General features: G+C 39.8%; 25 protein-coding genes and 2 riboswitches. Of the genes, 7 read left to right on the top strand and 18 right to left on the bottom strand.

Features of this window, described 5'->3' with window-relative positions; translation table 11 throughout:
* Positions 1-355 precede the first annotated feature (355 nt).
* Complete coding sequence (gene fumC / locus AC6CH1_RS14605) at positions 356-1747, top strand: class II fumarate hydratase (RefSeq protein WP_498318197.1); 1392 nt, start codon at positions 356-358, stop codon at positions 1745-1747.
* Between the two features lie 86 nt (positions 1748-1833).
* Positions 1834-2058 (top strand): hypothetical protein, encoded by a 225-nt coding sequence (locus AC6CH1_RS14600; protein WP_251690519.1) that lies wholly within the window; start codon positions 1834-1836, stop codon positions 2056-2058.
* A gap of 54 nt (positions 2059-2112) precedes the next feature.
* Here AC6CH1_RS14600 and AC6CH1_RS14595 read toward each other — a convergent pair whose 3' ends face one another.
* From AC6CH1_RS14595 to AC6CH1_RS14555, 9 genes are all read right to left on the bottom strand, one after another.
* Positions 2113-2865 (bottom strand): prepilin peptidase, encoded by a 753-nt coding sequence (locus AC6CH1_RS14595; RefSeq protein ID WP_498318196.1) that lies wholly within the window; start codon positions 2863-2865, stop codon positions 2113-2115.
* 290 nt (positions 2866-3155) lie between these two features.
* Positions 3156-3866, bottom strand: a complete 711-nt coding sequence (locus tag AC6CH1_RS14590; protein WP_498318195.1) for a potassium transporter — start codon at positions 3864-3866, stop codon at positions 3156-3158.
* Complete coding sequence (locus tag AC6CH1_RS14585) at positions 3866-4456, bottom strand: PilN domain-containing protein (RefSeq protein WP_498318193.1); 591 nt, start codon at positions 4454-4456, stop codon at positions 3866-3868. Before AC6CH1_RS14585 ends, AC6CH1_RS14590 begins: the two co-directional genes overlap by 1 nt.
* Complete coding sequence (gene pilM, locus AC6CH1_RS14580) at positions 4453-5430, bottom strand: type IV pilus biogenesis protein PilM (protein ID WP_498318191.1); 978 nt, start codon at positions 5428-5430, stop codon at positions 4453-4455. Before pilM ends, AC6CH1_RS14585 begins: the two co-directional genes overlap by 4 nt.
* 123 nt (positions 5431-5553) lie before the next feature.
* The gene (locus AC6CH1_RS14575; protein WP_498318189.1) at positions 5554-5997 is read right to left on the bottom strand and encodes a prepilin-type N-terminal cleavage/methylation domain-containing protein; all 444 of its coding nucleotides are present in this window, start codon (positions 5995-5997) and stop codon (positions 5554-5556) included.
* Positions 5998-6094: 97 nt separating this feature from the next.
* Entirely contained in the window at positions 6095-7303 is a 1209-nt protein-coding gene (locus AC6CH1_RS14570; RefSeq protein WP_498318188.1) for a type II secretion system F family protein, read from the bottom strand.
* Positions 7300-8343 (bottom strand): type IV pilus twitching motility protein PilT, encoded by a 1044-nt coding sequence (locus AC6CH1_RS14565; protein ID WP_498318186.1) that lies wholly within the window; start codon positions 8341-8343, stop codon positions 7300-7302. Before AC6CH1_RS14565 ends, AC6CH1_RS14570 begins: the two co-directional genes overlap by 4 nt.
* Before the next feature lie 12 nt (positions 8344-8355).
* Positions 8356-10020 (bottom strand): GspE/PulE family protein, encoded by a 1665-nt coding sequence (locus AC6CH1_RS14560; RefSeq protein ID WP_498318184.1) that lies wholly within the window; start codon positions 10018-10020, stop codon positions 8356-8358.
* Positions 10021-10034: 14 nt separating this feature from the next.
* Positions 10035-11426: a VanW family protein gene (locus AC6CH1_RS14555; RefSeq protein WP_498318182.1), complete on the bottom strand. Its 1392-nt coding sequence runs from the start codon at positions 11424-11426 to the stop codon at positions 10035-10037.
* A 420-nt stretch (positions 11427-11846) separates the two neighbouring features.
* On the opposite strand from AC6CH1_RS14555, the gene AC6CH1_RS14550 reads away from it, so the two are divergent.
* Genes AC6CH1_RS14550 through AC6CH1_RS14540 form a run of 3 tightly spaced genes read left to right on the top strand, consistent with a single transcriptional unit; the run spans position 11847 to position 14396 of the window.
* Positions 11847-12329 (top strand): type IV pilus modification PilV family protein, encoded by a 483-nt coding sequence (locus AC6CH1_RS14550; protein ID WP_498318181.1) that lies wholly within the window; start codon positions 11847-11849, stop codon positions 12327-12329.
* Positions 12330-12343: 14 nt separating this feature from the next.
* The gene (locus AC6CH1_RS14545) at positions 12344-12784 is read left to right on the top strand and encodes a PilW family protein (RefSeq protein WP_498318179.1); all 441 of its coding nucleotides are present in this window, start codon (positions 12344-12346) and stop codon (positions 12782-12784) included.
* Between the two features lies 1 nt (position 12785).
* A complete protein-coding gene (locus AC6CH1_RS14540; RefSeq protein ID WP_498318177.1) occupies positions 12786-14396 on the top strand; it encodes a PilX N-terminal domain-containing pilus assembly protein in 1611 nt (536 codons plus the stop codon).
* Between the two features lie 158 nt (positions 14397-14554).
* Here AC6CH1_RS14540 and AC6CH1_RS14535 read toward each other — a convergent pair whose 3' ends face one another.
* From AC6CH1_RS14535 to AC6CH1_RS14520, 4 genes are all read right to left on the bottom strand, one after another.
* Positions 14555-15844, bottom strand: coding sequence for a nucleobase:cation symporter-2 family protein (locus AC6CH1_RS14535; protein ID WP_251690507.1), 1290 nt, complete (start codon positions 15842-15844; stop codon positions 14555-14557).
* An 89-nt stretch (positions 15845-15933) separates the two neighbouring features.
* The gene (locus AC6CH1_RS14530) at positions 15934-16506 is read right to left on the bottom strand and encodes a xanthine phosphoribosyltransferase (RefSeq protein WP_251690506.1); all 573 of its coding nucleotides are present in this window, start codon (positions 16504-16506) and stop codon (positions 15934-15936) included.
* 147 nt (positions 16507-16653) lie between these two features.
* A riboswitch (purine riboswitch) is annotated at positions 16654-16755 on the bottom strand.
* A 125-nt stretch (positions 16756-16880) separates the two neighbouring features.
* Positions 16881-17576, bottom strand: a complete 696-nt coding sequence (locus AC6CH1_RS14525; RefSeq protein ID WP_498318175.1) for an RNA 2'-phosphotransferase — start codon at positions 17574-17576, stop codon at positions 16881-16883.
* A gap of 257 nt (positions 17577-17833) precedes the next feature.
* The gene (locus tag AC6CH1_RS14520; RefSeq protein WP_427711755.1) at positions 17834-19288 is read right to left on the bottom strand and encodes an amino acid permease; all 1455 of its coding nucleotides are present in this window, start codon (positions 19286-19288) and stop codon (positions 17834-17836) included.
* A 92-nt stretch (positions 19289-19380) separates the two neighbouring features.
* A riboswitch (Lysine riboswitch) is annotated at positions 19381-19561 on the bottom strand.
* A gap of 142 nt (positions 19562-19703) precedes the next feature.
* On the opposite strand from AC6CH1_RS14520, the gene AC6CH1_RS14515 reads away from it, so the two are divergent.
* Together AC6CH1_RS14515 and AC6CH1_RS14510 are read left to right on the top strand one after the other, a co-directional pair.
* Positions 19704-20903: a CynX/NimT family MFS transporter gene (locus tag AC6CH1_RS14515; protein ID WP_498318174.1), complete on the top strand. Its 1200-nt coding sequence runs from the start codon at positions 19704-19706 to the stop codon at positions 20901-20903.
* Positions 20904-20964: 61 nt separating this feature from the next.
* Positions 20965-21519 carry a restriction endonuclease gene (locus AC6CH1_RS14510; protein ID WP_498318173.1) on the top strand — a complete coding sequence of 185 codons (555 nt, stop codon included), beginning with the start codon at positions 20965-20967 and terminating at the stop codon, positions 21517-21519.
* Between the two features lie 43 nt (positions 21520-21562).
* Here the strand turns inward: AC6CH1_RS14510 and AC6CH1_RS14505 are convergent, their stop codons facing one another.
* The 5 genes from AC6CH1_RS14505 to hutI form a co-directional block, all read right to left on the bottom strand.
* Positions 21563-22618 (bottom strand): nitric oxide synthase oxygenase, encoded by a 1056-nt coding sequence (locus AC6CH1_RS14505; protein ID WP_498318172.1) that lies wholly within the window; start codon positions 22616-22618, stop codon positions 21563-21565.
* A gap of 131 nt (positions 22619-22749) precedes the next feature.
* Positions 22750-23946 carry an RtcB family protein gene (locus AC6CH1_RS14500; RefSeq protein ID WP_498318171.1) on the bottom strand — a complete coding sequence of 399 codons (1197 nt, stop codon included), beginning with the start codon at positions 23944-23946 and terminating at the stop codon, positions 22750-22752.
* Positions 23939-24205 (bottom strand): hypothetical protein, encoded by a 267-nt coding sequence (locus tag AC6CH1_RS14495; protein WP_251690499.1) that lies wholly within the window; start codon positions 24203-24205, stop codon positions 23939-23941. The genes AC6CH1_RS14500 and AC6CH1_RS14495 overlap by 8 nt, the downstream gene beginning before the upstream one ends.
* A gap of 337 nt (positions 24206-24542) precedes the next feature.
* The gene (locus AC6CH1_RS14490; RefSeq protein WP_498318169.1) at positions 24543-25511 is read right to left on the bottom strand and encodes an agmatinase family protein; all 969 of its coding nucleotides are present in this window, start codon (positions 25509-25511) and stop codon (positions 24543-24545) included.
* The gene (gene hutI / locus AC6CH1_RS14485; RefSeq protein WP_498318350.1) at positions 25508-26737 is read right to left on the bottom strand and encodes an imidazolonepropionase; all 1230 of its coding nucleotides are present in this window, start codon (positions 26735-26737) and stop codon (positions 25508-25510) included. Before hutI ends, AC6CH1_RS14490 begins: the two co-directional genes overlap by 4 nt.
* Positions 26738-26779 lie beyond the last annotated feature (42 nt).

Raw genomic sequence — 26779 nt, 5'->3', positions numbered from 1 at the left:
ACTTCCTAAGTGAATACCAAAAACAACAACGTCTAAAGTATCCTATTTGGTTCGGTGCTTTCGGCGTTGTTTTACATATTGGGAGATTCAGCAAATCGAATTTTCTAAAAATTTGTTTAATAAAAGTATTGACTTCCTAATTGATAAAGATTATCATTATCATTATAAGGTTAGTAAAACCTTTTCGATACTGTTCCCCCCAGTTCAGATTCGAAACTCATTAATTACTTTTCTCATATTTCGAAAAGATTAATTGGATTGATCTTTTCTCCTGGAAGAATGGCAAATCCCCTCACACGATTTGCCATTTTTTCATGGAAAATTGGGTATACATATATTAAAGGAGATGATTTAGTTGGAATTCCGTATTGAAAAAGACACTTTAGGTGAAATCCGTGTACCAGCAGACAAAATTTGGGGTGCACAAACACAGCGAAGCAAAGAAAACTTCCAAATTGGCACAGAAAGAATGCCGATTGAAATTATCCGTGCCATGACTATTTTGAAAAAAGCAGCGGCGATTGCCAATAATAAATTAGGCAAGTTATCCGATGCGAAGAAAAATGCGATTGTAGAAGCAGCCGATGAAATTCTTGCAGGTAAATGGGATGAACACTTCCCTCTTGTCGTCTGGCAAACAGGCAGTGGTACACAGACAAATATGAATGTGAACGAGACAATTGCCCACTTAGCGAACGAAAAGCTGACGGCAGCCGGATCGGATGAAAAGGTTCATCCTAACGATGACGTCAACAAGTCACAAAGCTCAAATGACACATTCCCTACTGCACTACATATTGCTGCAGTTGAAATCGTAGAGAACTACCTAATGCCGCGCTTAAAGCTGTTACAGGCGACATTAAAAGAAAAAGCGTTAGCGTTTAACGATATTATTAAAATCGGTCGTACCCATTTACAGGACGCAACACCGCTTACACTTGGTCAGGAAATTGGCGGCTGGCACCATATGCTGTTAAAATGCGAAAAAATGATTATGGTGAACACGCAGTTCATGAAAGAGCTTGCGATTGGCGGTACTGCTGTTGGTACAGGCATTAACGCCCATCCGGAATTCGGTGCCCGCACAGCTGCAGAAATCAGCAAACTAACAGGTATTGAATTTACATCTGCGGAAAATAAATTCCATGCTTTGACAAGCCATGATGAAGTCGTGACAGCGCACGGTGCATTAAAAGCATTGGCTGCGGATTTAATGAAAATCGCCAATGATGTACGCTGGCTGGCAAGTGGTCCGCGCTCTGGTATCGGTGAAATTACGATTCCTGAAAACGAACCAGGTTCATCAATCATGCCAGGTAAAGTAAACCCGACACAAAGTGAAGCAATGACAATGGTCGTGACTCAAGTTGTCGGCAATGACGCAACAATCGCCTTTGCAGCTTCACAAGGTAATTTCGAGTTGAACGTATTCAAGCCAGTAATCATCTATAACTTCCTGCAATCAGCACGCCTGTTGGCCGATTCTATGAAATCATTCAATGACAATTGTGCAGTAGGTATCGAGCCGAATATGGAAGTACTGGACGCTAACCTGAAAAATTCGTTGATGCTTGTTACTGCGTTAAACCCGTATATCGGTTATGAAAATGCGGCGAAAATCGCGAAAACGGCGCATAAAGAAGGCACAACATTAAAAGAAGCTGCTATTGCATCAGGTCTTTTAACTGATGAGGAATTTGACCGTTATGTTGATCCAAAAACGATGATTTATCCAAATGCTGAATAATTTTTAACGATCCTACACAACCTTCCAACAAGTTTAGTCAATTACTTTCAGCCGGTAATAAACTATTGTTGAGGAGGTTGTTTTTATTGAAAAAAATTCAATTTGTAAAGGATGGTTATGAAATCGTCATAAATATTCGCAGAAATATACAGAACGAAACGACTCAATATGTTGAAGCAGATGCCTATTATAATGATTTTGGCAACTACCGCATATTAGTTTTAGGAGATACTGTAGAAAAAGTAGTGGAACTTGCAACACATGAGCTTCTGACTAATCACCCATTTGAGAAAGTTATAATAGATTATTAAGACATATTTAAAGGGATGCCCAGAAAATGAATTCAGGGCACCCCTTTTTTTACGTTATAGAAGGTTTAAATACATATTGATGAGCTGGTCACCGTAAAAGTATACGATGATCGCGGCAATAGCAATTGATGGTCCGAACGGTACAGGGGTTTTGCGCCCTTTCCCACGGATTTTCAAAATGACGATACCGACAATCATCCCAATCACCGATGCCAAAAATAAGGTTAATAACGTGTTGAACGTTCCCAACACTAATCCAATCAGTAAAAACAGCTTAATGTCCCCACCGCCCATTCCACCTTTTGAAATAATGGCGATTAACAGTAAAATTGAGAAGCCAATTGCGGCGCCGATAATACTATCCCACCACGGATCAAGCGGCGAAAGAATTCTGCCAATGATTAGAAACGGCAGGAAAAACAATAGAATTTTGTCCGGAATAAGCATGTACGCGATATCCGAAACATTTATAATGACCAATAGTGAAATAAACAGTAAAGCTACTGCCAATTCCCATGTGATGCCAAGCTGCCATGTAGCAAACGCAAATAAAAGTCCTGTTACCAGTTCCGTAAATGCGTAAATCGGCGACACTTTCACACCACAAGTCCGGCATTTCCCTCGTAAAAATATATACGAAAAAACAGGTACGAGTTCAATAGCGCTTAAACGTCGATTGCAATGGACACAGTGAGATGGCGGTGTCACAATCGACTCTTTTTTCGGTACCCGTAATCCGACTACATTGTAAAATGAGCCAAATACCAATCCAAAAATCCCCGCAAATATTGTATACATAATCTCCATTTTAGATGCTCCTTACTTGTACCTGCTATATATCAAGTGGTTGATTTCCATTCTGGGTCGGACACATTCTAGTGTCAACTCAGCTCCCCATGAGAAACTTAATCCTCAGTTTGGGGCAGATTATCCTCACTTGATACAGATTAATCCTCAATAACGGTATCTTAATCCTCAATCGTGAGTCTATAATCTTCAAATGCATTTTTAATCCTCACTTTCAAAGGGGACATCATGCACAACTTAGAAAGACAGTGACTTTTAATTTCTACACAATTATATATTCGAATAAATACCTACTCGTAGTAGAAAGTTGTGACTTGAATGTCGGCTGTTACGATTTCCGATGCTTCTTCTGTAAATTTGTCTTCTTCACCTGGAAGCGCGAAATCAATTATATCGATTCGCATCACGCGTTCTTTCTTTTCAATTTCTTCAATGAACTGCAGCAAATTTACGTCATTTGGTGCAGCCACATTGATGTTAAATGTAACTAACTTCAGTGAAGGCGGTAATGTTTCTACAGCGATTGTGGAAACGGGCAATTCTTCTGAAACCTCCGTATCCTCTGGTTGATCAGTAGCACTCTCTGTTAATTCTGTTGCAGCCTCTTCTTCCGTTTCCGGTGTAGAAAGCGGGTCTTGTAGTCCCGAACTAGATACGAGGGCATCATAGTTATTAAAATCGATGCTTTGAATTCGTGAATCTGTTACATACTGCATTTCCTCAATCGATAAAATCAGCTCATCAATTTCCCGGTTATCCGGCACCTTTTTGCGTAGTGCAAATTTATTTACATTCGTTTGAGATTGCTCTGACTGATTTGCTGCAATTGTTTCCTCTATTGCTGCGATTTCTGCATGAAGGCTGTTGATTTCAGAACGAATCATCTGTTCCTCGTCCTGCTTCGGTTTGACGACATAGTAATACATAGCAAACAGCAAAGCCATCGCCAATGCTATTACGATGAGGAGTGTCCCGTTTTTACTACTTGAGATGGAATTCATTACTCTTCACCTCCAGCAGCTACGTGCAATTGATTGATTACGAGAAAAATTTCTACGCTATATCGCGGAACTTCCGTGAATTGCTGTGTATCAATAACTTCTTCACCAGTTGGATTAAGTTCAAAGTTTTGGATTGTTCCCACTTGAACATCATTAAAATACGGACTTTTTTCCAGCTGGCTTACATATGTTGAAATAGCATTCAATGTTTCGAAATCTACCGCTACTTGTACGCCTGTCTCAGAAAATGCATAAGAACGCAAGTATGTATCCGTCGGCAATAAATTTCGTGTCTCAATTATAATCGGAGAGACCGGATATGAAACACGTTCAACAAAAGCGACCGATTCTTCCAATGAACCTTGACTTCCTGTTTGCGATGAAGTGACTTCGGCGTTTAATGTGTCCCTTGTCAGCAATAACGAATCACGTTCAGGTATAGCGCTCGCAATTTCGCTTCTCGCACCAAAATAAGTGATTGCCAGCAAGCCTATTGTCAATATCGATAAAATCCCAACTAAAATAAAGGCTAACTTAAAACTCGTCGCGCCCTTTTCAATTTTGGGCAGAAGGTTAATATCCGGAATCATTCGTTAACCTCCTTTAAAGCAAGTCCCAGCAAAGTCGCATGCTTTGCTTTGCAGTTCGGAAAATGCTCGTTGATTACTTTATCATTGACAATGCTTACCGGTGTCGGCAGATTTTCATTCAACAGTGCCTCAATTGACTGCAGTAACGGATGATCTCCCATAACGACGATTTCATCAACTTCTCTTTCACCTTTATGGAGAGAGAATTTAAAGAAATTCATCATACGGTCGATTTCCAGCACCTGATCAGTAGTTGCTGCACGGAAATCATCCAAATCAGCTGTATAGTTAAATTCGATTTCATCATTTTCGACAATATTTTGCTGCCAGTTATCCGGGTCAGTGTCAATCGTTTGGAATCGCAGAAACTCTACTTCTCCGTTTGAATAGATGCAAATCGACAATTCATTGATTGACCAGTCCGTTATCATATATGTACGGTTCTTATCGATAAACTGGATGTGTTCAAGCAATCTTAAATTACATAAAGCTCGTATATCGGCTACTTGCGGATTCAAATGGTTGTCCAACAGCAAACCGATCATCTTTCCGACTTCATCAGGCGGTGCGGCAAAAAGTACAGCCTTCCCGTCCCCTTCAATCGGGTCATGTACATCGATAAGAGGCTCCTGGAACGGCAGATGAATCGACTGACCAACTTCCATTTGCACATATTCTTTCAGGTTTTTGCCGCTTATATCAGCAGGATGTTCAAATGTTTTCAATAAAATCGATGTATCCGGTACAAGGAAGCGAACATTTTGCTTTCTTCCGCCCCAGTTTTGGACATTTGATTTAATCAATTCATACATCGCCATCTCATCGAGAATAGCCCCTTCCTGAATCGCAATTTTCGGTAAGGGCATTTCGTATATTATGGGCTGATCCACTGTTGCGCCTTTTAAAACGAGTGCACGCATTACATAATCACTGATTACGATGGATACATGCGATTTTCTTTTCATATTGAACATGAGGGACCCTCCCCTTTAACCTTTAATGTAATGCCTATTTTGAGAAGCGCCTGTTTTGGTGGCGCAATCATCACTCAATGGAACACCCAAACGCTGTTGGGTTGGGTGTTCTTTGGGGGATGATTAATTCCATTTGAATTTATCTTCTGCATCAATTTTACCTTTTTCAATGTTTAATTCCGATAAAGTTGCGGCTGTAATAGTATAGCCTTTTCCACCAGATGTTCCTTTTGCTGCAATTGTCTTATTCGTTTTGTTAACTGTAAAAGTTGTAATTGTTCCTAAATCTGTAACATAGTCGCCAACATTGGGTGTAGCCGTGGCGCCGCCTGTAGTATCATTTGTAAATTGCGTTGCACTTGAGTTTTCCGCAAAATATATCTGCGCTGCACTATAAACACTTGCCGCATCCGCTTTGGCCGCTTTTACACGTGAACTATCAATAATATTACCGATCGCTGGAATTGCAATCGCCGCAACAATAGCTAAGATTACAATTACTGCTAGTAATTCTACTAAAGATAAACCTTTCTCATTTTTAATACGTTTTTTTAATGTATTTAACATATTAAATCCTCCTCTTATCTTAATAAATGTTTGATTTTTGCACTGACGCTTTGTATCGCTTCGATGCCTCCTTGCAAAACGTCTTTTAATTTTCCATTTACATTTGTTCATAAAGGCTAAACATCGGCAAGAAAATTGCCGCAACGATAAGACCAACTGCTCCTGCTAACAACACAATCATTAATGGCTCAATTAAAGATTTTAAAGTATCAACATTTCTGTCAACTTCCTCTTCATAGAAATCCGCAATTTTCTCCAACATATAATCAAGAGACCCAGTAGATTCACCGATTCTTGTCATACTTGTTACCATTGGCGGGAAAATCCAGCTTTCCTCAAGCGGCTCTGTCAACGAACTTCCTCTTTCCAAACTTGCCCGTGCATCCATTACGACTTTTCCAACAACCGGGTTTCCAGATACTTTTTGTGAAATCGTCAATGCCTGCAAAATCGGAACCGCACTGCTAAATAAAGATGATAAATTGCGCGTCAACCTTGCAATCGCTGTTTTTTGTAAAAGCGGACCAAATATCGGCATCTTCAGCATCAAATAATGGACGGTGTAATGAAACTGTTCATTATTCCTGTAAAGATATTGAAATACCACAACCCCAATAGCTAGGGCTCCAATAGGGAACCACCAGTATTGCCTCAGCCAATCTCCTAGAGCTACTGTCCATACCGTTAAAGTCGGGAGTTCGGCATCCATTGATTCAAACGACTCAACAAAAGTCGGGACAATGAAAATCAGCATGAAAAACACAACAACCACAATCATTACTAAAAGCATTGCAGGATAAGTCAAGGTCGACTGCACCTTTTTGATTAAGCGGAAAGACTTTTCGTAAGAATTTGCCAGACGCTCCAGCGTATCATCGATATTCCCTGTTGCCTCCCCCGAACGCATCATATTGACGAACAGTTCGGGAAATGCTTTCGGATGTTTCCTGACTGCATCCGAAAATGGAATACCGGAACGAATATCTTCTTCTACCGCTTCAAGCGCTCTTTTCAGTGGCTTACTTGTCGCCTGCTTCGCTAAAATATCGGTCGCTTCTACGAGTGAAACACCTGCCCGAATCAATGTCGCAAACTGACGGCAGTAAATAACAAAATCCTGTGTTTTTACTTTTTTACTGCCAAGGCTGACTTCCATATGCAATAGACTTTTCGATTCTTCGATTTCCCGAGGATTAATGCCCTTTTCACGAAGCTTTGAAATGGCGGCTGCTTTATTAGCTGCATCAATCGTCCCTTTTTGTGTTGCCCCCATCTTTGTGCGGCCTACATATTTAAATACGGTCAAATATACTCACCCGCATTCAGATAAGGACGTACTTCCTCCAACGAAACTTTTCCTGAAGAAACAAGAACTTGTATGGATGTCTCTAATGTATGCATCCCTAACGCCCGATTTGTCTGCATCACACTCGGGAGTTGGTGAATTTTTTCATTTCTTATCAAATTTGTTACAGCCGGAACGCTTACTAAAACTTCAGTCGCGGCGACTCGGCCGGCTTTGTCTTTTCGAATGAATAACCGCTGTGAGATAATTCCTTGCAGTACATTCGCCAATTGTATTCGAATTTGACCTTGCTGATGCGGCGGGAACACATCGATAATGCGGTCAATTGTTGTCGGTGCACTGGATGTATGAAGTGTAGCAAATACTAGATGACCTGTTTCCGCTGCTGTAATTGCTGTTGAAATGGTCTCTAAATCTCGCATTTCCCCAACTAGAATAATATCCGGATCTTGACGAAGTGATGCACGTAAGCCATTCGCAAATGAACCCGTATCGATACCTACTTCACGCTGATTTACCACCGATTTTTTATGTGTATGCAAATATTCGATTGGATCTTCCAGTGTAATAATATGTTTTGATCTATTTTCATTAATATAATCGATCATTGCTGCCAGCGTAGTAGATTTCCCCGATCCGGTTGGACCTGTTACTAAAATAAGCCCTTGTGGTTTTTCAGCTAAATCGTAAAGAACTTTCGGCAAATTCAATGATTCGATTGTCGGAATTTCACTGGCTATCAAACGAGCTGCAATGGCACTTGCATTACGCTGATGGTACGCATTTACACGAAAACGGCATAAACCTTCCAATGAATAGTTAAAATCGGTTTCACCTTTATCCTCGAATTCCTCCAGTTTATAATCCGGTAAAATATCCTGTACCATGCGGGTTACCATGTCTTCCGTAACAATTTCATTCCCATATTGCTTTAACTGACCATTTACTCGGTAAACAGGAGGGATGCCGGTAGTGACATGCAAATCGGATGCATTTTCATCATACGCACGCTGCAGTAAATCTTGTATGTTCAATGTCATGTCCATTCCTCCCTAGTCAATTGTCGCCACACGCAACACTTCTTCTGTCGTCGTGACACCAGCAAGCACTTTCAGTAAGCCATCCTGCAGTAATGTGTTATGCCCGGCGTTTTGCATATAGTCGCCAATTTCATAGCCGCTTGCCCCGTTTAAAATGAGATCTTTCAATCCACGGTCAACAGGAAGCAACTCATGAATAGCAAGTCGTCCTCGGTAGCCGGTGTTTCCGCATGCCGCACAGCCGCGACCTTTTCGAATCTTATTCACTTCTAATCCGTTATTCGCAAAAATTTGTTTTTCCCTGATCGTAGGCTCTATCTCTGTCGTACAGTCACGACATATTTGACGTACAAGACGCTGTGCCATTATTCCTACAAGCGACGAAGAAATGAGAAACGGTTCAATTCCCATGTCCTGCAGCCTTGAAATCGATTCAATCGCACTGTTTGTATGTAGTGTACTTAATACGAGATGCCCTGTTAACGATGCACGTATCGAAATTTGTGCTGTTTCCAGATCGCGGATTTCCCCGATCATGATAATGTCAGGATCTTGACGTAAAATTGAACGTAACCCTGCTGCAAATGTTAATCCTACTTCTTCTTTCACTTGAATCTGGTTAACACCATTTAACTGATATTCGACCGGATCTTCTACTGTAATAATATTTACGCCTTCATTATTTAAATTGGATAGTGTGGCATATAACGTGGAGGATTTCCCTGAACCTGTAGGACCTGTAATGAGCACAATGCCATTCGGTTTCTCAATCATCTTCCTGAAAATCACTTCATTATTTTCTGAAAACCCTAGATGCGATATGTCTGTTGCGGCATTGCTTATATCCAATATACGCATAACAATTTTCTCGCCATAAACAGTCGGTAATGTGGAAAGACGAATATCGACACTTTTGAATTCAATATTAACTTTAAACCGACCATCTTGCGGAATACGATTTTCCGTAATATTCAGTCCGCCCATAATTTTTACACGTGCCGTCATCATATTTTGCATATGCTTTGGCAAAGAACGTTCTGTACGAAGCACTCCGTCGACACGATAACGAATTCTGTACTCTGTTTCATGCGGATCGAAATGAATATCCGATGCACGCTGGGCAACCCCATTGTTAATAATCTGGTTTACGAGACGTACAATAGCCGAATCTTCATCGGTAATTTCCTGCTGCACTTCCGGTGTATTCACTTCAATCTCTGTTAATGCTGCATCCATCGACGCTTGTAGGTCATAGTATTTTGTAATCGTTCGGTACAGATCGTCTTTCGTCGCAATACTCGTTTCGATTTGACAGCCTGTCGCCATGCGGACTTCTTCAATCGCAAAATAATCCATCGGGTCTGCCATCGCAATAAGCAGCTTATTTTTATCCCGACGCACCGGCATAATATTCGTACGCTTCGCCAGTTCTCGCGGTACAAGCTGCAGTAGCTCCGGTGCTATGACATGGTTACTTAGCGTCATATGCGGAATACCTAGCTGGAACTCCAGTACTTCAATTAACTGTTGTTCCGTCAATATGTTTTCTTTAATGAAAAAGTCCCCGAGCTTTTCATCCCGGCTTTTATTTGCCAGTGCGTAAGTAAGCTGTGCTTCAGTAATAACGCCCGACTCCAAAAGCAAGTCCCCTAAGCGTTTTCTCGATTTCGCCTTCATATCTACGCCCTCCTTTATTTTGGAGTAATTAAATTTCCACCTTTATCGTAATAGCTGCCAGGAGGGAGATTTTCTTCTTCCGGATCTCCGTTTACGGAATTATTCGATGCAGCCCCTTGATAATTGTTTGATGAATTCGAACCGTTACTTTGGGAACCACTAACCGGTGTAGTTGACCCATTTCCGTTAGTCGTATCAGAATCCGGGAAACCATCTCCATCTAAATCGACTTGATAGGCAGGGTCGTTGTTCAAAATTTCTGTTGGTGTCTTCACTTCCGGTTGTTTAGATGATTTCACAATGATCCGGTCAACAGGCGGGTAATAATCACGGCTCACAAGCTTCTGCTCATCAAAAGCTGTACGATAAACCGAGACGCGTAAACCTTTCGCACCTTCCTGCAATTGTTCAGTCTGACCAATTGCCAGGTCTGCGGAATAACGTGTAATTGTACGGGGCTGGATTTCCTCATCCTGCGATACCGTCACATCTACTTCCGTTTCCTTTGCCGGTGTATATACCTCAGTCTTCAAATTTCCTTCTTCCATAATCAGTTTTAAAACAACTGGATTGGATGAACTATTTACGAATTTGAGATCTTCGTTTGCAAGTGGATCCACCTTTGCTTCCAAGCCAGCTTTTAAATAGGAAGGGATTTTATTTTGCGAATGCCGTTCCAGTATTTCTGCATTAATATTCAGTGCTGCATTATATAAATTTGATGTAACAAAATTAATGGCTTCACGGTTCGCCAAGTTCATTGTATCGCCAAGCTTTTCAATCATCGAAAAAGCCATCTGCGGTTCTATTACCGTTTCATGAAGTGCAAGGACCAGTTCATTAATCCCCATTGTTCCTTCAGGCATCGGTTCGACTGACAATGAAATCCGATCTGTTTCCAATACCGATACATCTATGACAACTGCTTCAACAGGATCAGTTTTTAAATACGCTGCATTCAGCTCTACATTGTTATAAGTCAAATCTGTATCCCAAGATGAAACATTACTAATCTCGTTTTTCACAACCTCACTAGGAAAAATAATAAGAGGGAGGTGCACTTTCGGCGTATCTTTCCAGAAAGCAAACCATGACTTATGAACCTGATTCTCATAGTTTGCTACCGTACTCTCAATATCAAACTGGAATGTGGAGGAGCTCACTTCAACTGAAGTCCCCCCGCCAGTAACAGTTAAGTTTTGGGAAAACCAATCGTTAACAGCATTCGTCAGCAATGCTTTTAATTCCTCACCCTTTAAATCACCCGTCTCTACCCCGCCGATTGTAGAGCCCACTGCATTATTATCAGCGGAAGCAACCGAACTAACTATAAAGTTTGGGATCCAGATTGATAAAAGGATTATTAGCAAAGCTATTGGGATTATTGGCCTAAAGATAATTTTCATATACTCACCCCGTCTAATCACTCTGATTCATTAAATATAAATAAGGACTTTATAACTAAAATTTAATCTTTAATATGATATATGAAGAAAAAAACTTAATTTATATATCCATTTCACACAACCAGTTTATGGAAAATATTATAATAAATTCAATATATTATCTCATAAAATTCATTTTATGTACTAATTTTTATCCCTTTTACCAAATGTCTACTTATGTTACTATTATAATACACGATGAATTACTTTATGACTATATATTATTTGTTAATTATTTAATTTTATTTTATAGTGTTTCATTTTACCTATATTATTCAATTTTTACATCTAAATATCATTATTTTTATGTATTGAGTAATATAACTGGAGTTCAGCATCATTCCATTTAATTTAAAACCAAAAGAAGAAGGGAGTTATCTTGTGAAATTACTGAAGGAAGAAAGCGGGGTTTCTTTAGTGGAAGTCGTTGCTTCTATTGTATTAATTACTATTATTTTGATTTCATTTTTCGGGCTATTTCTTCAAACCAAGAAAACTAATATACAATCTGAAAATATTAGTTCCTCTACTTATATTGCTCAAGTTGAAATGGAAAAAATTTTCTTATTCTCTAAAACTGTTTCACGTAATACAATCTCAGCAAACTCAAACTTCAACAGCGGGTACATATTTCAACAACAAGTTTTAGGAAGTTGTAACAGTACTTCGAAAACTAATTTTAGTTACAGTAAAAAATACACTTACTCAAAATTAGTAGATAATTATTTAGTAAATTTATATGTTTCTATACTTTGCAATTATCCCCATTTAACAGCTATTAAAATTACAGTATCCGAACTAAAAGACGAACAGGAGATTATAAAAACAATTATAGAAAATGCATACACATGGAAATCAAATTAAAGGGCGGATTAATAGTGAGAAACAAAGTACTTAACAACTCAAACGGATTAACGTTAATTGAGATAATGGCAATTATAGTAATCTTAAGTATTATGGGTATTTTTGCTACAAATTTCATGATTTCTAGTATTAATATAAAAAGTCAACAATCTGCTGAATCGAAGCAAATTACTGATTCTTCTTACATTTTAAAACTGATCACTAAAGATTTAAGAAGTACTTCTAGTGTCGAATACAAATTAAATGAATATATTTTTAAAGATGATACCAAAATCCCAATTGCAACTTACACATTTAATCCAAACGAAAAGAGTCTAATGAGAAACAGTTCACAGATTGCGAATGACATCGTTAATTTTAATATGACCGATAACTCAAAATACAGTGTACGAATCGAATTTTTTTTAAATGGTGAAAAATATAAAACTGATATCGCTTTTAGGAAGGGAGATTAATATGAGGGATTCGAACGAGCAAGGCTATGCTCTTTTTCTAACTATTTTAGTTTTGTCTTTAGTCTCTATTTTAGGTATAAGTTTAATTACAATTACCAGTAATTCAAATAAAATAACAATTCTTGAACGCTCTGACCAATCACTATACTATATAGCAGAAACTGGTATCAATTTAGAAAAAGCCAAAATTCTTCAAACAATCGAGCAAATCTACAAGAAACTCCAATCGGATATTAATGATCCCGATGAAAACAAACAAAAAAAAATTATCGAAGAACATGGTGGCGTTACTAATTACTATACCTTCTTAATTAAAAGTAAATACTGCGAAAAATATAATGACATTATTGGAGATAGTACAAAAACAAAATGTAATAGTACTAATAATCGCTATACGAACTCCTACTTACTTGAGCAACAGTTTTCAGAACAACCTATATCAGATACAGTAGTTGATTTTTCATGCGAGTCGACAGAATGTACATTTACGATATCGGCAGTTGGAAAATTCGAAAACAGTAAACAAAGCCGAGAACTGAAACAAAAACTTGAGGTGAAATCACCAAACTATACTGAAGGTTCGGAGGAATCTGGAGGTTCTGGAGGCACAGGCTCAACCCAACTTTCTGATTATATTGCTATTACAAAAGGAAATATCAACTTATCTGGAAGTAGTACTATTAACGGTAGTGCTGCCTCCTTAAATGGAACACTTAGTTTAGATGGCGGTGCTAGGGTAAACGGTAACGTCAGTGTTTCCAATCCTAGTAAATTTGTATATCCGTCTACGATGGGAGATTTTTCTGGAAAACTAAAAGCCCCGATTTCTTTAGATATCGATTCACTATTACCAGCATATCCAACTAATGAAGCTCTAAGACTATCACAACTAAAACTACCTGATAACCTAGAAGTTGCAAAGGATCAATGGAATAAAACAAATGTAATTAATGATGGAAATTTTTTAGCAACGAATTATATAACTAAAGATTATGTCTATAGTTTACAGAAGGATACGCGATTCAAGAAATTTGAAGTAGATGATAATAATACACTTACTCTAAATATTGGAAGTAACACTGTTAATTTATATGTAAATGACTTTAATATCAAACAAGGACATATTAAAATCCAAGGCACTGGTAAATTAAACATCTTTGTGAAGAATTCTATTAATATTAAGGGCTCCTTTAATAATCAACCTAATGCAAATCTTAAACAACTAAATATTTTTTACGAAGGTACTGCAGGACCTACATTTAGTAATGAAACACAACTTTACGGCTCTTATTATAGTAAAACAGCAGACATAACTCTAACTGGAGGAGCTGGTTTTTATGGTAATATATATTCTGGTGGTCGTAACATTACAATTAGTGGTGGCGTTCCTACTGAAGGGCAATACATTGTAGCACCAAAAGCTAAACTTAATTTACTAGAAGGTGGTAGCATTAAGGGAACTGTAATTGCTGACAATATTCTAGGTAGTGGGGGAACCTCGATTAATAACGGTACGCCAATTGTCTCACTCCCAACCTTACCATCTTATACTCCAATTCGAATTAAAGATAGTAGTAGTTTTATAAAAGAATTAGCAATAAAAGAAATTTGATTTCCCGCACCGAGCACCTACAATTCTGATATAAAAATGTATTGAGTAACTAGAATTTACATATTCCCGATCAAATCAACATTAAAAATCCCACAGAAAAGCTAACAAATTAACTTTTCTGTGGGATTATTTTTATTCATTCTATTTGTTAGCTCTACCTACTCCATCACATGCATCGGATCAACACGCTTCGTCCCGACCATATTAAACAACACATTCAAGAATATCGCCGTTACAGATCCCGCAACAATCCCATTAGAAGTCAAAATCGACATCCATGACGGAAGGTTTTCGAAAATGCCTGGTACTGTTGCAACGCCGATTCCTAGACCGACGCCTAGTGCTGCGACCATTGCGTTTTCCATTGATTTTGCGATTTCTGGTGCTAGCATTCTAACACCTTGTGTAATAACCATACCGAACATTGCCAACATCGCTGCACCAAGTACTGGTGTTGGGATAATAGTAGTTAATGCTGCTAATTTTGGCAGGAATCCAAGTGCTACCAGCATACCGCCTGTAATGAAGATGACTTTGCGGTCGCGTACGCCTGACATTTGGATCAGTCCTACGTTTTGTGAGAATGTTGTATACGGGAATGCGTTGAAAATACCACCGATAATCGATGCTAGTCCTTCTGCACGGTACCCTTTAGATAAATCTTTTGAAGTTAAATCTTTTTTTGTAATATCACTTAATGCATAGTAAACACCTGTTGATTCAACTAGTGATACCATTGCCACCAATGTCATCGTTAAAATAGCAGAAGCATTGAATGTCGGTGTTGCCAAGTAGAATGGTTGCATAATGTGCAGCCAAGATGCTTCAACAACCGGGGCAAAATCAACTTTGCCCATGAAAATACCGATTACTGTACCTGACACCATACCTAATAAAATAGCAATTGCACGAACGAAGCCAACTGTGAAGCGGTAAATTACTAAAATAATTAATAATGTAATAAACGCTAACGCCACATTTGAACCTGATGCAAAGTCTGCTGCCCCTTGTCCGCCAGCCATATTGTTAATAGCTACTGGAATTAAGCTGATCCCGATAATTGTTACAACCGAACCTGTTACAACAGGCGGGAAGAATTTAATTAATTTCCCGAAAAGGCCACCGATTAATACGATGATAATACCTGAAGCGATAATTGCACCGTAAACATCACCTAAGCCGCCGCCAGAACCGATTGCAATAATCGGACTTACCGCTGTAAACGTACAGCCTAATACAACCGGTAACCCAATGCCGATTACTTTACCCTTCCATACTTGGAACAGTGTTGCTACCCCACACATGAAAATATCGATCGCTACTAAATACGTCATTTGCGCTGAACTGAATCCTAATGCCCCACCGATAATTAACGGTACTAAAATGGCTCCTGCATACATTGCCAACAAATGCTGAATTCCAAGCATTGTTGCTTTCGTGTTATTCATAAAAAGTTTTCCTCCAATATATGTGTACTCTTGCTGAGTCAATTTACATCGTCTGAACTTATTACCTTTTAAAAATGTGAGCTGTTAAATTAATCGTAAAATTCTACTTTGCCGTTTGCCAATGATTTAATATTTGCCAATGATTCGATGCGCAGTCCTTGCTCGCGTAAAATTTTGCCGCCTTCTTGGAAGCCTTTTTCAATTACGATACCGGCACCGACAATTGTTGCACCTGCCTGGTTGGCAATGTCGATTAAGCCTTTCAATGCCTCGCCATTCGCTAAAAAGTCATCAATGATAACAACATTGTCATCCGCAGTAATAAACTTATTCGATACCGAAATCTCGTTTGTCTCGTTTTTCGTGAATGAATGTACTTTTGATGTATACAGGTTGTCCGTTAATGTCAGTGATTTGCGTTTGCGTGCAAAGACAACAGGAGCACCTAGTGTTAATCCTAAAAAAGTTGAAGGTGCAATACCGGATGATTCGATCGTCAATACTTTCGTAATGATTTGGTCCGAGTAACGTCTCGCAAATTCGTCGCCGATTTCTTTCATTAACAATGGGTCAATCTGATGATTTAAAAACGAATCTACCTTTAATACTGTATCTGAAAGCACTTGGCCCTCTTTTTCTATTTTTTCCTTTAAAAGCTTCATGATAAAAGCTCCTTCCCATTTGAATGTAAACAAAAACAAAAAACTCGAAAGGCAAGCTCCCTACAATGAGTGGAGCAAGACTTCCGAGTAAGTTCAAAAGTAATAACAAATGTTTTGTGCAATCTATAATAATTGGACAAATACATTCATTAAGCATGCTTCACTCATAGTCGGTTTATTTACGGTAAACCGGTAGAAACTTGCAAGCCTTATCCTTGCTATTATATGAGTGGCGAATATTTAATTTAACAATATGAATGTTCCAATTATAATCATGGAAATGATAGTTTGCAATAACATTTAAATAATAAAATTATTCTTATTTTTCGGAAATTTGGTTAAAAAGTAAATTATATGTGGGATAATGTTCGGTTTTAGGCATTATTTTCTAATGTTTTAGCTAAATTCTCTTTAAATTGTTCGAACTTCGAACCGTCCGCGCCGAAGTAGCTCATGCTGCGGGTAACGAAAATTGACACTTTTTTGCCATCTTCATAAACCATCTCCGCGAATGGGCCGGTCTGTTCCAGTAATTGGACCTTTGTCACATCTCCATTAAAAATAGCTAACCGATCAGCATACCGCGCTTTAAATTGCTCGTATGCGGCAGTCCCTTGCAAAATAATAATTTCCGGCTGAAACTCCTCTACCACTTCTTTAAAAATAAGATTTCCCCGCTCAAAATTAGCTGGATCCTCTTTTTTAGCTAACTTCGCTTCATCGGCTGATTCCAGCTGATATGTATTCAGCGACGTATAAATGATGGATTCCTGGTGCTGATTTTCCAGCCAGTTTTCAAACTGCAATGAACCTTTAAATTCACGGGGTGCCCCTTTAATTTCACTTAAATAAAGGTCATGGAAAAGATCTCTATTCACTAATGACTCTGCAAAAGTCTGCTCGCTTCTGTCTTCCACTTTAAATAACGGCAACGCATGCAAACTTACTAGGAAAATTCGGGATTTGTACGGGTTCCCCTTTGTAAGAAACGGTCGATACAACACATCTTTTCTATCTTCCCCTATTAACCACGGATACACTTTTTTATAGAAACCTTTTGAAATAGGCATGTTTTCACTTCCTTATTCTTCAGTGTTACATAATTTATTTCCAGCATAATAAAATACGGGAATTTTGTTTATTTTATAATAACATTCTTGTATTCATCGTACTCGAAAAATGTTTAATCCTCAATAGCTCTCATTTAATTCTCACTTGAGAATAAATAATCCTCACTTCCCCCTATATATTCCTCAGTTGAAAACAAATAATCCTCAATATAAAAAAACGCAATGAAAGCGTACAAGCTCACATTGCGTTTCAGAAATTATTTATTTGTTAAATCGCAGTCCTTTAAAGGAACGATTTTCGTTTTGTGTTTAAATTTGTAGCCAAACCATAAAGCGGCAAACAGTGGTAAGCCGATATATGAAACGACAACACCATACCAGTCAATTGTTCCACCCATGAAAGCCATATAGTTTTGACCTAACACGACAATCATACATAGGGCAAAGGCGAATAGCGGACCGAATGGGAAGAATCTGGATACATACGGTAAATCGCTCAATGAATTCCCTTGTGCGACATAGGCACGGCGGAATCGGTAATGGCTGATTGCAATGCCTAGCCAAGCGATGAAGCCGGACATACCGGAAGCATTTAATAACCAAATGTATACTACACCGTCTCCGAAAAACGATGCAAGGAATGCTAATGAACCCACTGCCAATGTTGCTAACAGCGCATACATCGGAATACCGCGCGATGTTACTTTCATGAATAGTTTCGGTGCTTTTCCATCCACCGCTAACTGATAAAGCATACGACTTGCTGCATATAACCCTGAGTTCCCTGCAGATAACATCGCCGTTAAAATGATTGCGTTCATAACAGATGCCGCAAATGCCACACCTAAGTTTTCAAATACTAATGTAAATGGACTTGTCGCAATATCTTCTGATAAGAGGCGTGAATCCGTATACGGAATAAGCAACCCGATTGCACCGATTGCGAAAATGTAAAACAGTAAAATACGCCAGAATACTGAACGTACAGCTTTTGGAATATTTTTGGCCGGGTCATCTGTTTCCCCTGCCGTTACCCCAAGCATTTCCGTACCTTGGAATGAGAAACCGGCAGCAAGGAAAATACCGAACAATGCCAGGAAACCGCCATTAAATGGGGCGTCGTCTTTAACGAAGTTTGTAAAGCCGACCGGATCGTTCCCGCCTAAAATACCGAAAATCATTAAGAAGCTGACAATGATGAAGACAATTACTGTCGCAACCTTAATCATCGCAAACCAGTATTCCGCTTCACCGAAAGCTTTTACAGAAGCTAAGTTAAATGATAAAACAACTACGATAAATAATATTGTCCATATAATTGAAGAACTGTCCGGGAACCAGTATTTCATAATTAACGAAACAGCTGCAATTTCTGCTGCAATTGTAATTGCCCAGTTGTACCAATAGTTCCAGCCAAGCGCAAAGCCTAATGCCGGATCGACAAATTTTGTTGCATACGTACTAAACGAACCGGATGTTGGCATATAGGCAGCCATTTCTCCTAATGATGTCATTAGGAAATACACCATAACGCCGATCAGTGCATATGCGAGCAATGCCCCGCCAGGACCTGCCTGTGCAATCGCACCACCCGATGCTAAGAATAAACCTGTTCCGATTGTTCCGCCAAGCGAAATCATCGTTACATGGCGACTTTTCAAACTCTTTTTCAACCCGTTATTACCGAGCTGATCTATTTTAATCTCACTCATGAATATAAAACTCCCTTTTTGTTTTGCTTGTGAAATGTAAAAGAAAAACCACCACAAGTTTTTGTGATGGTTATATTTACACCTCATCAAACTTGAAAGATAGCTCAACACATGCTCACACATGTGACAGTTCTGTTCCTTATCGAAAACAGCCCCAGCATTATTTTCAAGAAGAAAAATAACACTTCGGCAACCATTCCTTTCATAAAGCTTCCCCGATTCTTCCTAATCTCAGCTATACTAGTCTTAATGATTGCGACCTCTACCTCATACATCTACATGAGGTAATGTTTTATTTAATTGATTAAAAGTCTAACATAACATTTTTTTGATAGCAATGGCTTCAACATTATTCTGTTTTTTAAGAGTATTCACACTACTCAAATATATATTACTAGTCAAAAGGAGAATTAATATGGACACCGAACAATTAAATCAAAATAGCAAAAAAATACTATCCAACCGAACACTCATCTATTTTATGGTTGCCGTATTTTTATTTGCGACAACATTACGTACACCGATTACATTAATCGGTCCAATTATTTCATTTATTCGTGACGACCTTGGGATTTCGAACTTTCTTGCAGGCTTCTTAACGACTATCCCTTTAATTGCCTTTGCGGTCGTTTCACCATTTGCACCGCGTATTGCCCGTAGGTTTGGGATGGAATGGACATTATTTTATTCCGTCATCTTGCTATGTGTAGGGATTTTACTTCGTTCCCTTGGGCTAACGTCTTTACTCGTTTTAGGAACAATATTAATCGGCGTCGCAATTGCATTTGGTAATGTCCTTATCCCTAGTTTTTTCAAATGGAAATTCCCATTACATATTGGCTTATTAACAGGGATTTATTCCGTATCGATGAACATTTCTTCCGGACTTGCTGCGGGCTTCAGTTATCCTATTGCTGCAAGCGCAGGCTGGCAAATTGCAGCAGGTATTACGATTATTTTAGGTATTCTTACATTGCTAATTTGGCTGCCGATTTTGCGCCAGGAAAAAGTGGAATTACATATGCCCTCTTCGCAAACAAAGAAAATGCATATGTGGAAATCACCGCTTGCCTGGGCAGTCGCTGGAGCAATGGGCTTTCAATCGTTTATATTTTACTGTTCGTCTGCGTGGATACCGGAGATTTTCATTAGCCAAGGCCTGGATGCTGCGGCTGCCGGGTGGATGGTATCCGTAATGCAGTTTGCGCAAATTCCGATGACATTTATTATTCCGATTATTGCCGGTAAAATCGCTTCACAACGTCCAATCGTCGTTTTCTTTACGATATGTTACTTAGTCGGTTTTACTGGTGTGTTGATGGAATGGACTAGCCTTGCCGTCGTATGGATGATTTTACTAGGCTTTGCAGGCGGGGCTTCGTTTGGTTTAGTGCTGATGCTGTTTTCATTGCGTACGAAGACAGCCTATGATGCAGCTGAACTTTCCGGCTTTGCACAGTCAATCGGTTATTTCGTTGCCGCAATCGGACCGGTTCTGTTTGGTTATGTTCATGATTTAACTGACAGCTGGTCAATTCCGATTGTACTGTTTATTTTAATTTCTGTTCTGTTATTTTTCGCTTCCTTTATGAGCGCAAACAACCGTACGATATAACCAAACGTATGTACCCTTTTATGATATAATAGCGTTAGTAAATAAAAGGAGTACAGGACTATTGCGTAAAAAGAGAAGACGAAATAAAAAACGCCTGCCGGTCATCCCGCTATTTTTCATCGCATCAGCTGGTGCAGCTGGCTTTTATGTAACGCGAACAGCTGAAGGCATCGGTATTGGAATTGTCGCTTATTTCGTACTATATATCGCGTTTAAAATTTGGCTAAGATCGCTGAAGACGAGGAAGTTACGAAAGTCCGGCATTCGCGAAGTCGATAAAATGACCGGTGAAGATTTTGAGAGATTTTTAGGCGAGTTATTTAAACGCCGCGGATTTAAAGTGAGCTATACCGCAACGAGCGGTGACTACGGTGCCGACCTTATTTTAAAGGACGGAAAAGATATTATTGCAGTCCAGGCAAAACGCTATTCCGGTACGGTCGGTGTAAAAGCGGTTCAGGAAATTATCGGGGCGGTAAAAATGTATGAAGCAACAGAGGCATGGGTTGTCACAAACAGTCATTTTACACGCCAGGCAGAAAAGCTTGCCGACATCAATGACGTTTATTTAATCGATCGTGATGAATTGATTCAGATTATGTTAAAAAAAAGATAAAGAAATAGGTGTGCAGAGGCTTTCGCTTCCTGCACACCTATTTTTAATATGGCTGTTGCTGGTATAGGTAGTTTGGTTTTTTTATCGTGTTGGCAATCGGTTCATGATACAAATCAGTAGTTGCAGGAGATAATGGCGGTACAAGCCATACCCAGTTTCCCGTTACATCACGGTTGCTTACATGTTCCTGCTTTTGAAAAAGCTGAAACTGCTGAGCAGCGGTATGATGATCGACAATACTTACACCCGCTTTTTTATATGAATGAAGAACCGCAACATTCAGTTCAACAAGTGCACGGTCCTTCCAAAGCGACGCATTCACCGAAGTGTCCAGTCTCATTGCTTCCGCCACTTTCGGGAGGAAATTATAGCGGTACGTATCCGCTAAATTGCGCGCCCCGATCTCCGTTCCCATATACCACCCATTAAACGGCGCTGCCTGAAAATCGGTGCCGGCAATATTAAAACGCATACTCGAAATAATGGGGACTGAATACCATTTCATATTTAAAGGCGAAAAGTCATAATCCGGATGGGTAATCGCAACTTCCAGTACATGCTCTTTTGGCATTTCAAAAAACTTTGGCTCCCGGTCGTCCACTTGAATGACAAGCGGTAAAACATCGTAGTTTGTACGTGCGCCTTGCCAGCCGAGACCTTCACATATTTTCGTAAACTCGAGTGAATCGGAATCTCCAACAATTCCATCATCTGTTTCATACCCAGCATAGCGGATTAGCTGATGATTCCAGATGCGTACACGGTTCGGTTCAAACAGTGTAATGGCCGGTCTGATTTTCCCATTGTTGGTCGCAAAATCAATGTGTTTTATTAGCGCATCATAAACTTCAACTTCATTTAATAAATGGCGCTCATCAAACACGTTTAAGCTATTCCAAAACAGGCGACCGATGCATTTATTGCTGTTGCGCCATGCAACCCGCGCCCCGTACGAAAGCTCATCTGTTGTTAAGGTAAAGTCCGGATGCTGGGCCTCTTCCAACCGCTCTTTCAGCCATTCTTCTGTCTGATTTGTTTCTTTTTTATATAAAGTAAGGAAATCTATTCGTTCATGCAATACTGCAGTCGTTGTTGCCATCTATTTCATCTCCTTCTAGCCTATATTTTGGCCTCTTAGAAAGGGAAACTCAATGAATCAACAACCGATTAAAACATGTATATTTCATACATGACTAAATTTGTTCATAAAGTGGTTCTTTGTTACCTCTTCTATTTATCACTCGCTTTGAAATTATAAACTGGTGTCACGTGTTTCTGGATTGTCACCGTTTCTCCAATTTGCTCGACAATTTCCTGCATCGGCTTATAGGCCATTGGTGCTTCGTCAAGCGTTTCTTCAGTTACCGAAGTTGTCCAAATTCCTTGCATCGTCTGTTTAAAATCATCCATCGACAAGTTTTTCATTGCGGCTGTCCGCGAGTAGATGCGGCCAGCTCCATGTGGGGCGGATTCATTCCAGTCAGCATTCCCTTTTCCGATACAAATAAGAGAACCGTCCCGCATATTCATCGGGATGACGAGCTTTTCATTCTTTGCAGCCCGTACTGCCCCTTTACGCAAAACCATGGCATCCGTATCAATATAATTGTGTACAGAATCAAACTGTTCCGCGAATTCCCACTTCATATGCTCGGCGATTGTATTGGCAATATGCACTCGGTTTTCATGTGCAAAACGCTGTGCCAGTTTCATGTCGGCAATATAATCCCGGAACAGATCGCCTTCTAAATAAGCCAAATCCTTTGGTGCAACCGGATTTTCGTTCTTATATGCTTTTATCATTTTTTGGATGTCTTTGCTGTTTCCGGCTTTCTTCAGTGCTGCAATTCTTTCAGTTAAATCTTCACGCTGCAATGACTCGAATGCCCGCTTTTGATGCCAGTTCGCCACCTTTGCCCCGACATAGCGCGAGCCCGTATGGATCAATAAATAATGAACTCCCGTCTCGTCTTTTGCCAGCTCAATAAAATGATTGCCGCCACCCAATGTACCTAGCGAGCGTTCTGTATACTCATTTTGTAATCCGCGTGCGATAAAGTTTTCGTTTGCAAAAAGTTCAGTATCCTTTATATTTAGCGCATTTTCATGGATTTCGTTGCCACTCGGTACGAAACGTCGGATCGTTGTATCGAGTTCATTAAAATCAATTTTGCCTTTACCGATTTCCGAAACGAGCACCCCACACCCTACATCAACACCGACCAGATTCGGTACAACACGGTCATTCAACTGAATTGTTGTGCCGATTACACAGCCTTTTCCGGCATGATAGTCGGGCATAATCCGTACTTTTGTCCCTTCCATAAACGACTGATTGACGAGTTCATCAATTTGCTGAATCGCCGTTTCCTGTGGTGTGTTCGTATAAATTTTAGCGTTTGTATATTTTCCGTTAATTTCAATCAATGCTGCTCACGCCTTTCTTTTTTAAACTGAGTACACCGAATATAAGAATTGCGACACCAATATAACTACCAAGCAGTAATATTGGGGATCCTTGGTTAACAAACCCGAATGTCATTTCAGATTGAAGCACAACCGTATCCGGTGCGAATTGCGGTTTGTAGAAAAATGTTTGAACTAAACCGATTAACAGTTGTGCGGTGAAATATAGAATATGTAAAAGCAGTGCTCCGATGATTGCAAACAGGAATTTACGTTTCATGCAAGACCTCCCTTTGTGAAAGTAATTGTTTCTATTTACGAATGGGGGCAAGGAATAGTTTCATAAATTTTCCTGTATGGCAGTTGGCTTTTTTATTAGAAGTTATAGGAGTATATTGAAAACTCGTAGAAGATATTTGAAACTTTCGGCTCTATATTCGAAAATTTGGAATCGATATTAGAAAATCCATGTGCTTTATTAGAAAATGACCGGTTTATTAGCAACTCGAGTGCGGATATTAGAAAATCTCTAGAACTTATTAGAAAACCAAATCTCTTTAACAAAAAATGAGCCATTCGAAAAGCGGTTAAACTTTTCAAACAGCCCATTCCCCTCACTATTTTAAATGAACAAATCTCGATACCATCATCGTTAAAAATGCGTACACTCCGGCTTTTACCGTCTGTAATTCACGTGTATCACGATGCGGGTCGACACAGACGAAATCCATGCCTTTTACAATTTCGTATTTCCCTACTTCATACAGCAAATCGAACAGCTCATCTGTCCGCATGCCACCTGGTGTAGAAGCAGGAACTCCCGGTGCGTATGCAATATCAAGTACGTCCATATCTACTGTCACATAAACAAGATCTACTTTCTTGGAAAGCTCCTTCATGACATTCGCAATTACGGCCTCCGCGCCACGGCGACGGAAATCCTTTAATGTAATGCGGTTTACACCATAATGATTCGCAGTACGTATTAGACTCGGGGCATTGTAAAAACCGTGCAGCCCGATGTTATACACATCTTCACCCTTCACTACACCAGCATCAAGCAGCTGGCGGATTGGTGTACCGTTTGTCGGGCCATCCGATTCTGTTGTCCGTAAATCCAGATGGGTATCGAACTGTAAAATACCGATTCGTTGCCCAGAAGAATTGGCAAATGCTCTCACAACCGGCGCAGTAATCGAATGATCCCCGCCAATTTGTACATAGAAACTCTCAGGACAATCTTTCAATACATCCGTCATCGCCTGTTCAATATTGTCATGACATTGCAAAATATTCGTTCCGTGCATTTTCACATCACCGACATCAGCAACCCGAAATTCCCGCACATCTACATCTTCATCAATTGAATACGTAGTAAACAGATTCCAGCTTTTTCGGAAAAAATCCGGATATTCCGAAGCTGCTGAAGCACTAATTGACGAACGTGACAGTGGTACTCCTGTAATGACCACATCAAAGGAATCTGAAAGCTCCCCATAACTTGGCACAATCCAGTCTTTTACCTTCAAATCTCCAGATTCCACCCGATTCCAAGAAGTTGCCGGACTTACTAGGAACTTGCTCACAGTAAGCTGCCACCTTTCACAACGACGTTTCCTGCTTTAATTACAGTATCGGTATGATTCATCCCGTAGAAATATTGAAGCTGCTTATAATTCGGAACGTCTAGAATCAGTACATCTGCCTGTTTTCCTTTTTCGAGCGTACCGACTTGATCTGCACGTTTTATCGCATGGGCAGCATTGATCGTTGTTGCACAAAGTACTTCTTCCATCGTCATTCCCATGTTCATGCACGCCAAGTTTTGAATGAACGGCAAGCTGATCGTTGGCGACGAACCCGGATTAAAGTCCGTTGAAATGGCTACAGGTACGCCACTATCGACCATTAGGCGGCCTCTTGCATATGGTGCACGTAAAAAGAAGGCAGTTCCCGGCAAGAGCACAGCAATAGTACCGGCCTTCGCCATTGCAGCAATCCCTTCATCTGAAGCAACGAGTAAATGCTCTGCGGAAATAGCCCCGACTTCTGCAGCAAGTTCTGCACCTTCATATGGCTCGATTTCATCTGCATGAATTTTCGGTGTCAGCCCGTATGCTTTCCCCGCTTCCAAAATCAAACGGGATTGCGCTGGTGTGAACACTCCTTTTTCACAAAAGACATCATTGAACTCCGCAAGCTCCAGCTCAGCCACTTTAGGAATCATCTGCTCTATGATAATTTTTACGAATTCATCTTCATTACCCTTAAATTCTTTCGGAACAGCATGTGCACCCATAAAAGTCGAGACAATATCAACAACATGCTCTTCCTGCAGTTTCTTCACAACATAAAGCTGTTTGATTTCGTTTTCAAGATCAAGGCCATAGCCTGATTTTGCTTCAACCGTCGTAACGCCGTGACGCAAAAACTCGTTTAAGTGCCGAACGGTTTTGCTGTATAAATCATCAAAACTCGCTTCACGTGTTTTTGTCGTCGTATAGTGAATCCCGCCACCAGCATTCATAATATCCATGTAGGACCTTCCGGCAAGGCGCATATTCAGCTCATGTTCACGCGTTCCCCCATGCACTAAATGTGTATGGCAGTCCACAAGGCCCGGCATGACAATCTTCCCTCGTGCATCAATAACCTCGGCATCGCTTACTAGATGCGGATATTCTTGTTTTATTTCTTCAAGAGGCGCAATCATTGCAATGCGGTCTCCTTCAATTAATACGCTTACCTCTTTTTTCAGGCCGAGCTCGCTCATCTGCTCACGACGGCGAGGTAATTTCACATCACTTTCCATTGTTAATACTTCATTTGCATTATTTATTAAAATAGCCAAAGT

The organism is Solibacillus sp. GQ1, assembly GCF_059758555.1.
The sequence above is the reverse complement of the archived record's forward strand: the minus strand, read 5'-3'. Positions and strand labels throughout refer to the sequence as shown.

What these genes read in the sequence shown, in the direction of transcription:
- AC6CH1_RS14595 (WP_498318196.1), bottom strand. Translation starts at nt 2,865, where the DNA reads ATGGAGATTATGTATACAATATTTGCGGGGATTTTTGGATTGGTATTT.
- AC6CH1_RS14590 (WP_498318195.1), bottom strand. Translation starts at nt 3,866, where the DNA reads ATGAATTCCATCTCAAGTAGTAAAAACGGGACACTCCTCATCGTAATA.
- AC6CH1_RS14585 (WP_498318193.1), bottom strand. Translation starts at nt 4,456, where the DNA reads ATGATTCCGGATATTAACCTTCTGCCCAAAATTGAAAAGGGCGCGACG.
- pilM (WP_498318191.1), bottom strand. Translation starts at nt 5,430, where the DNA reads ATGTTCAATATGAAAAGAAAATCGCATGTATCCATCGTAATCAGTGAT.
- AC6CH1_RS14575 (WP_498318189.1), bottom strand. Translation starts at nt 5,997, where the DNA reads ATGTTAAATACATTAAAAAAACGTATTAAAAATGAGAAAGGTTTATCT.
- AC6CH1_RS14565 (WP_498318186.1), bottom strand. Translation starts at nt 8,343, where the DNA reads ATGACATTGAACATACAAGATTTACTGCAGCGTGCGTATGATGAAAAT.
- AC6CH1_RS14560 (WP_498318184.1), bottom strand. Translation starts at nt 10,020, where the DNA reads ATGAAGGCGAAATCGAGAAAACGCTTAGGGGACTTGCTTTTGGAGTCG.
- AC6CH1_RS14555 (WP_498318182.1), bottom strand. Translation starts at nt 11,426, where the DNA reads ATGAAAATTATCTTTAGGCCAATAATCCCAATAGCTTTGCTAATAATC.
- AC6CH1_RS14540 (WP_498318177.1), top strand. Translation starts at nt 12,786, where the DNA reads ATGAGGGATTCGAACGAGCAAGGCTATGCTCTTTTTCTAACTATTTTA.
- AC6CH1_RS14535 (WP_251690507.1), bottom strand. Translation starts at nt 15,844, where the DNA reads ATGAATAACACGAAAGCAACAATGCTTGGAATTCAGCATTTGTTGGCA.
- AC6CH1_RS14530 (WP_251690506.1), bottom strand. Translation starts at nt 16,506, where the DNA reads ATGAAGCTTTTAAAGGAAAAAATAGAAAAAGAGGGCCAAGTGCTTTCA.
- AC6CH1_RS14525 (WP_498318175.1), bottom strand. Translation starts at nt 17,576, where the DNA reads ATGCCTATTTCAAAAGGTTTCTATAAAAAAGTGTATCCGTGGTTAATA.
- AC6CH1_RS14520 (WP_427711755.1), bottom strand. Translation starts at nt 19,288, where the DNA reads ATGAGTGAGATTAAAATAGATCAGCTCGGTAATAACGGGTTGAAAAAG.
- AC6CH1_RS14515 (WP_498318174.1), top strand. Translation starts at nt 19,704, where the DNA reads ATGGACACCGAACAATTAAATCAAAATAGCAAAAAAATACTATCCAAC.
- AC6CH1_RS14505 (WP_498318172.1), bottom strand. Translation starts at nt 22,618, where the DNA reads ATGGCAACAACGACTGCAGTATTGCATGAACGAATAGATTTCCTTACT.
- AC6CH1_RS14495 (WP_251690499.1), bottom strand. Translation starts at nt 24,205, where the DNA reads ATGAAACGTAAATTCCTGTTTGCAATCATCGGAGCACTGCTTTTACAT.
- hutI (WP_498318350.1), bottom strand. Translation starts at nt 26,737, where the DNA reads ATGGAAAGTGATGTGAAATTACCTCGCCGTCGTGAGCAGATGAGCGAG.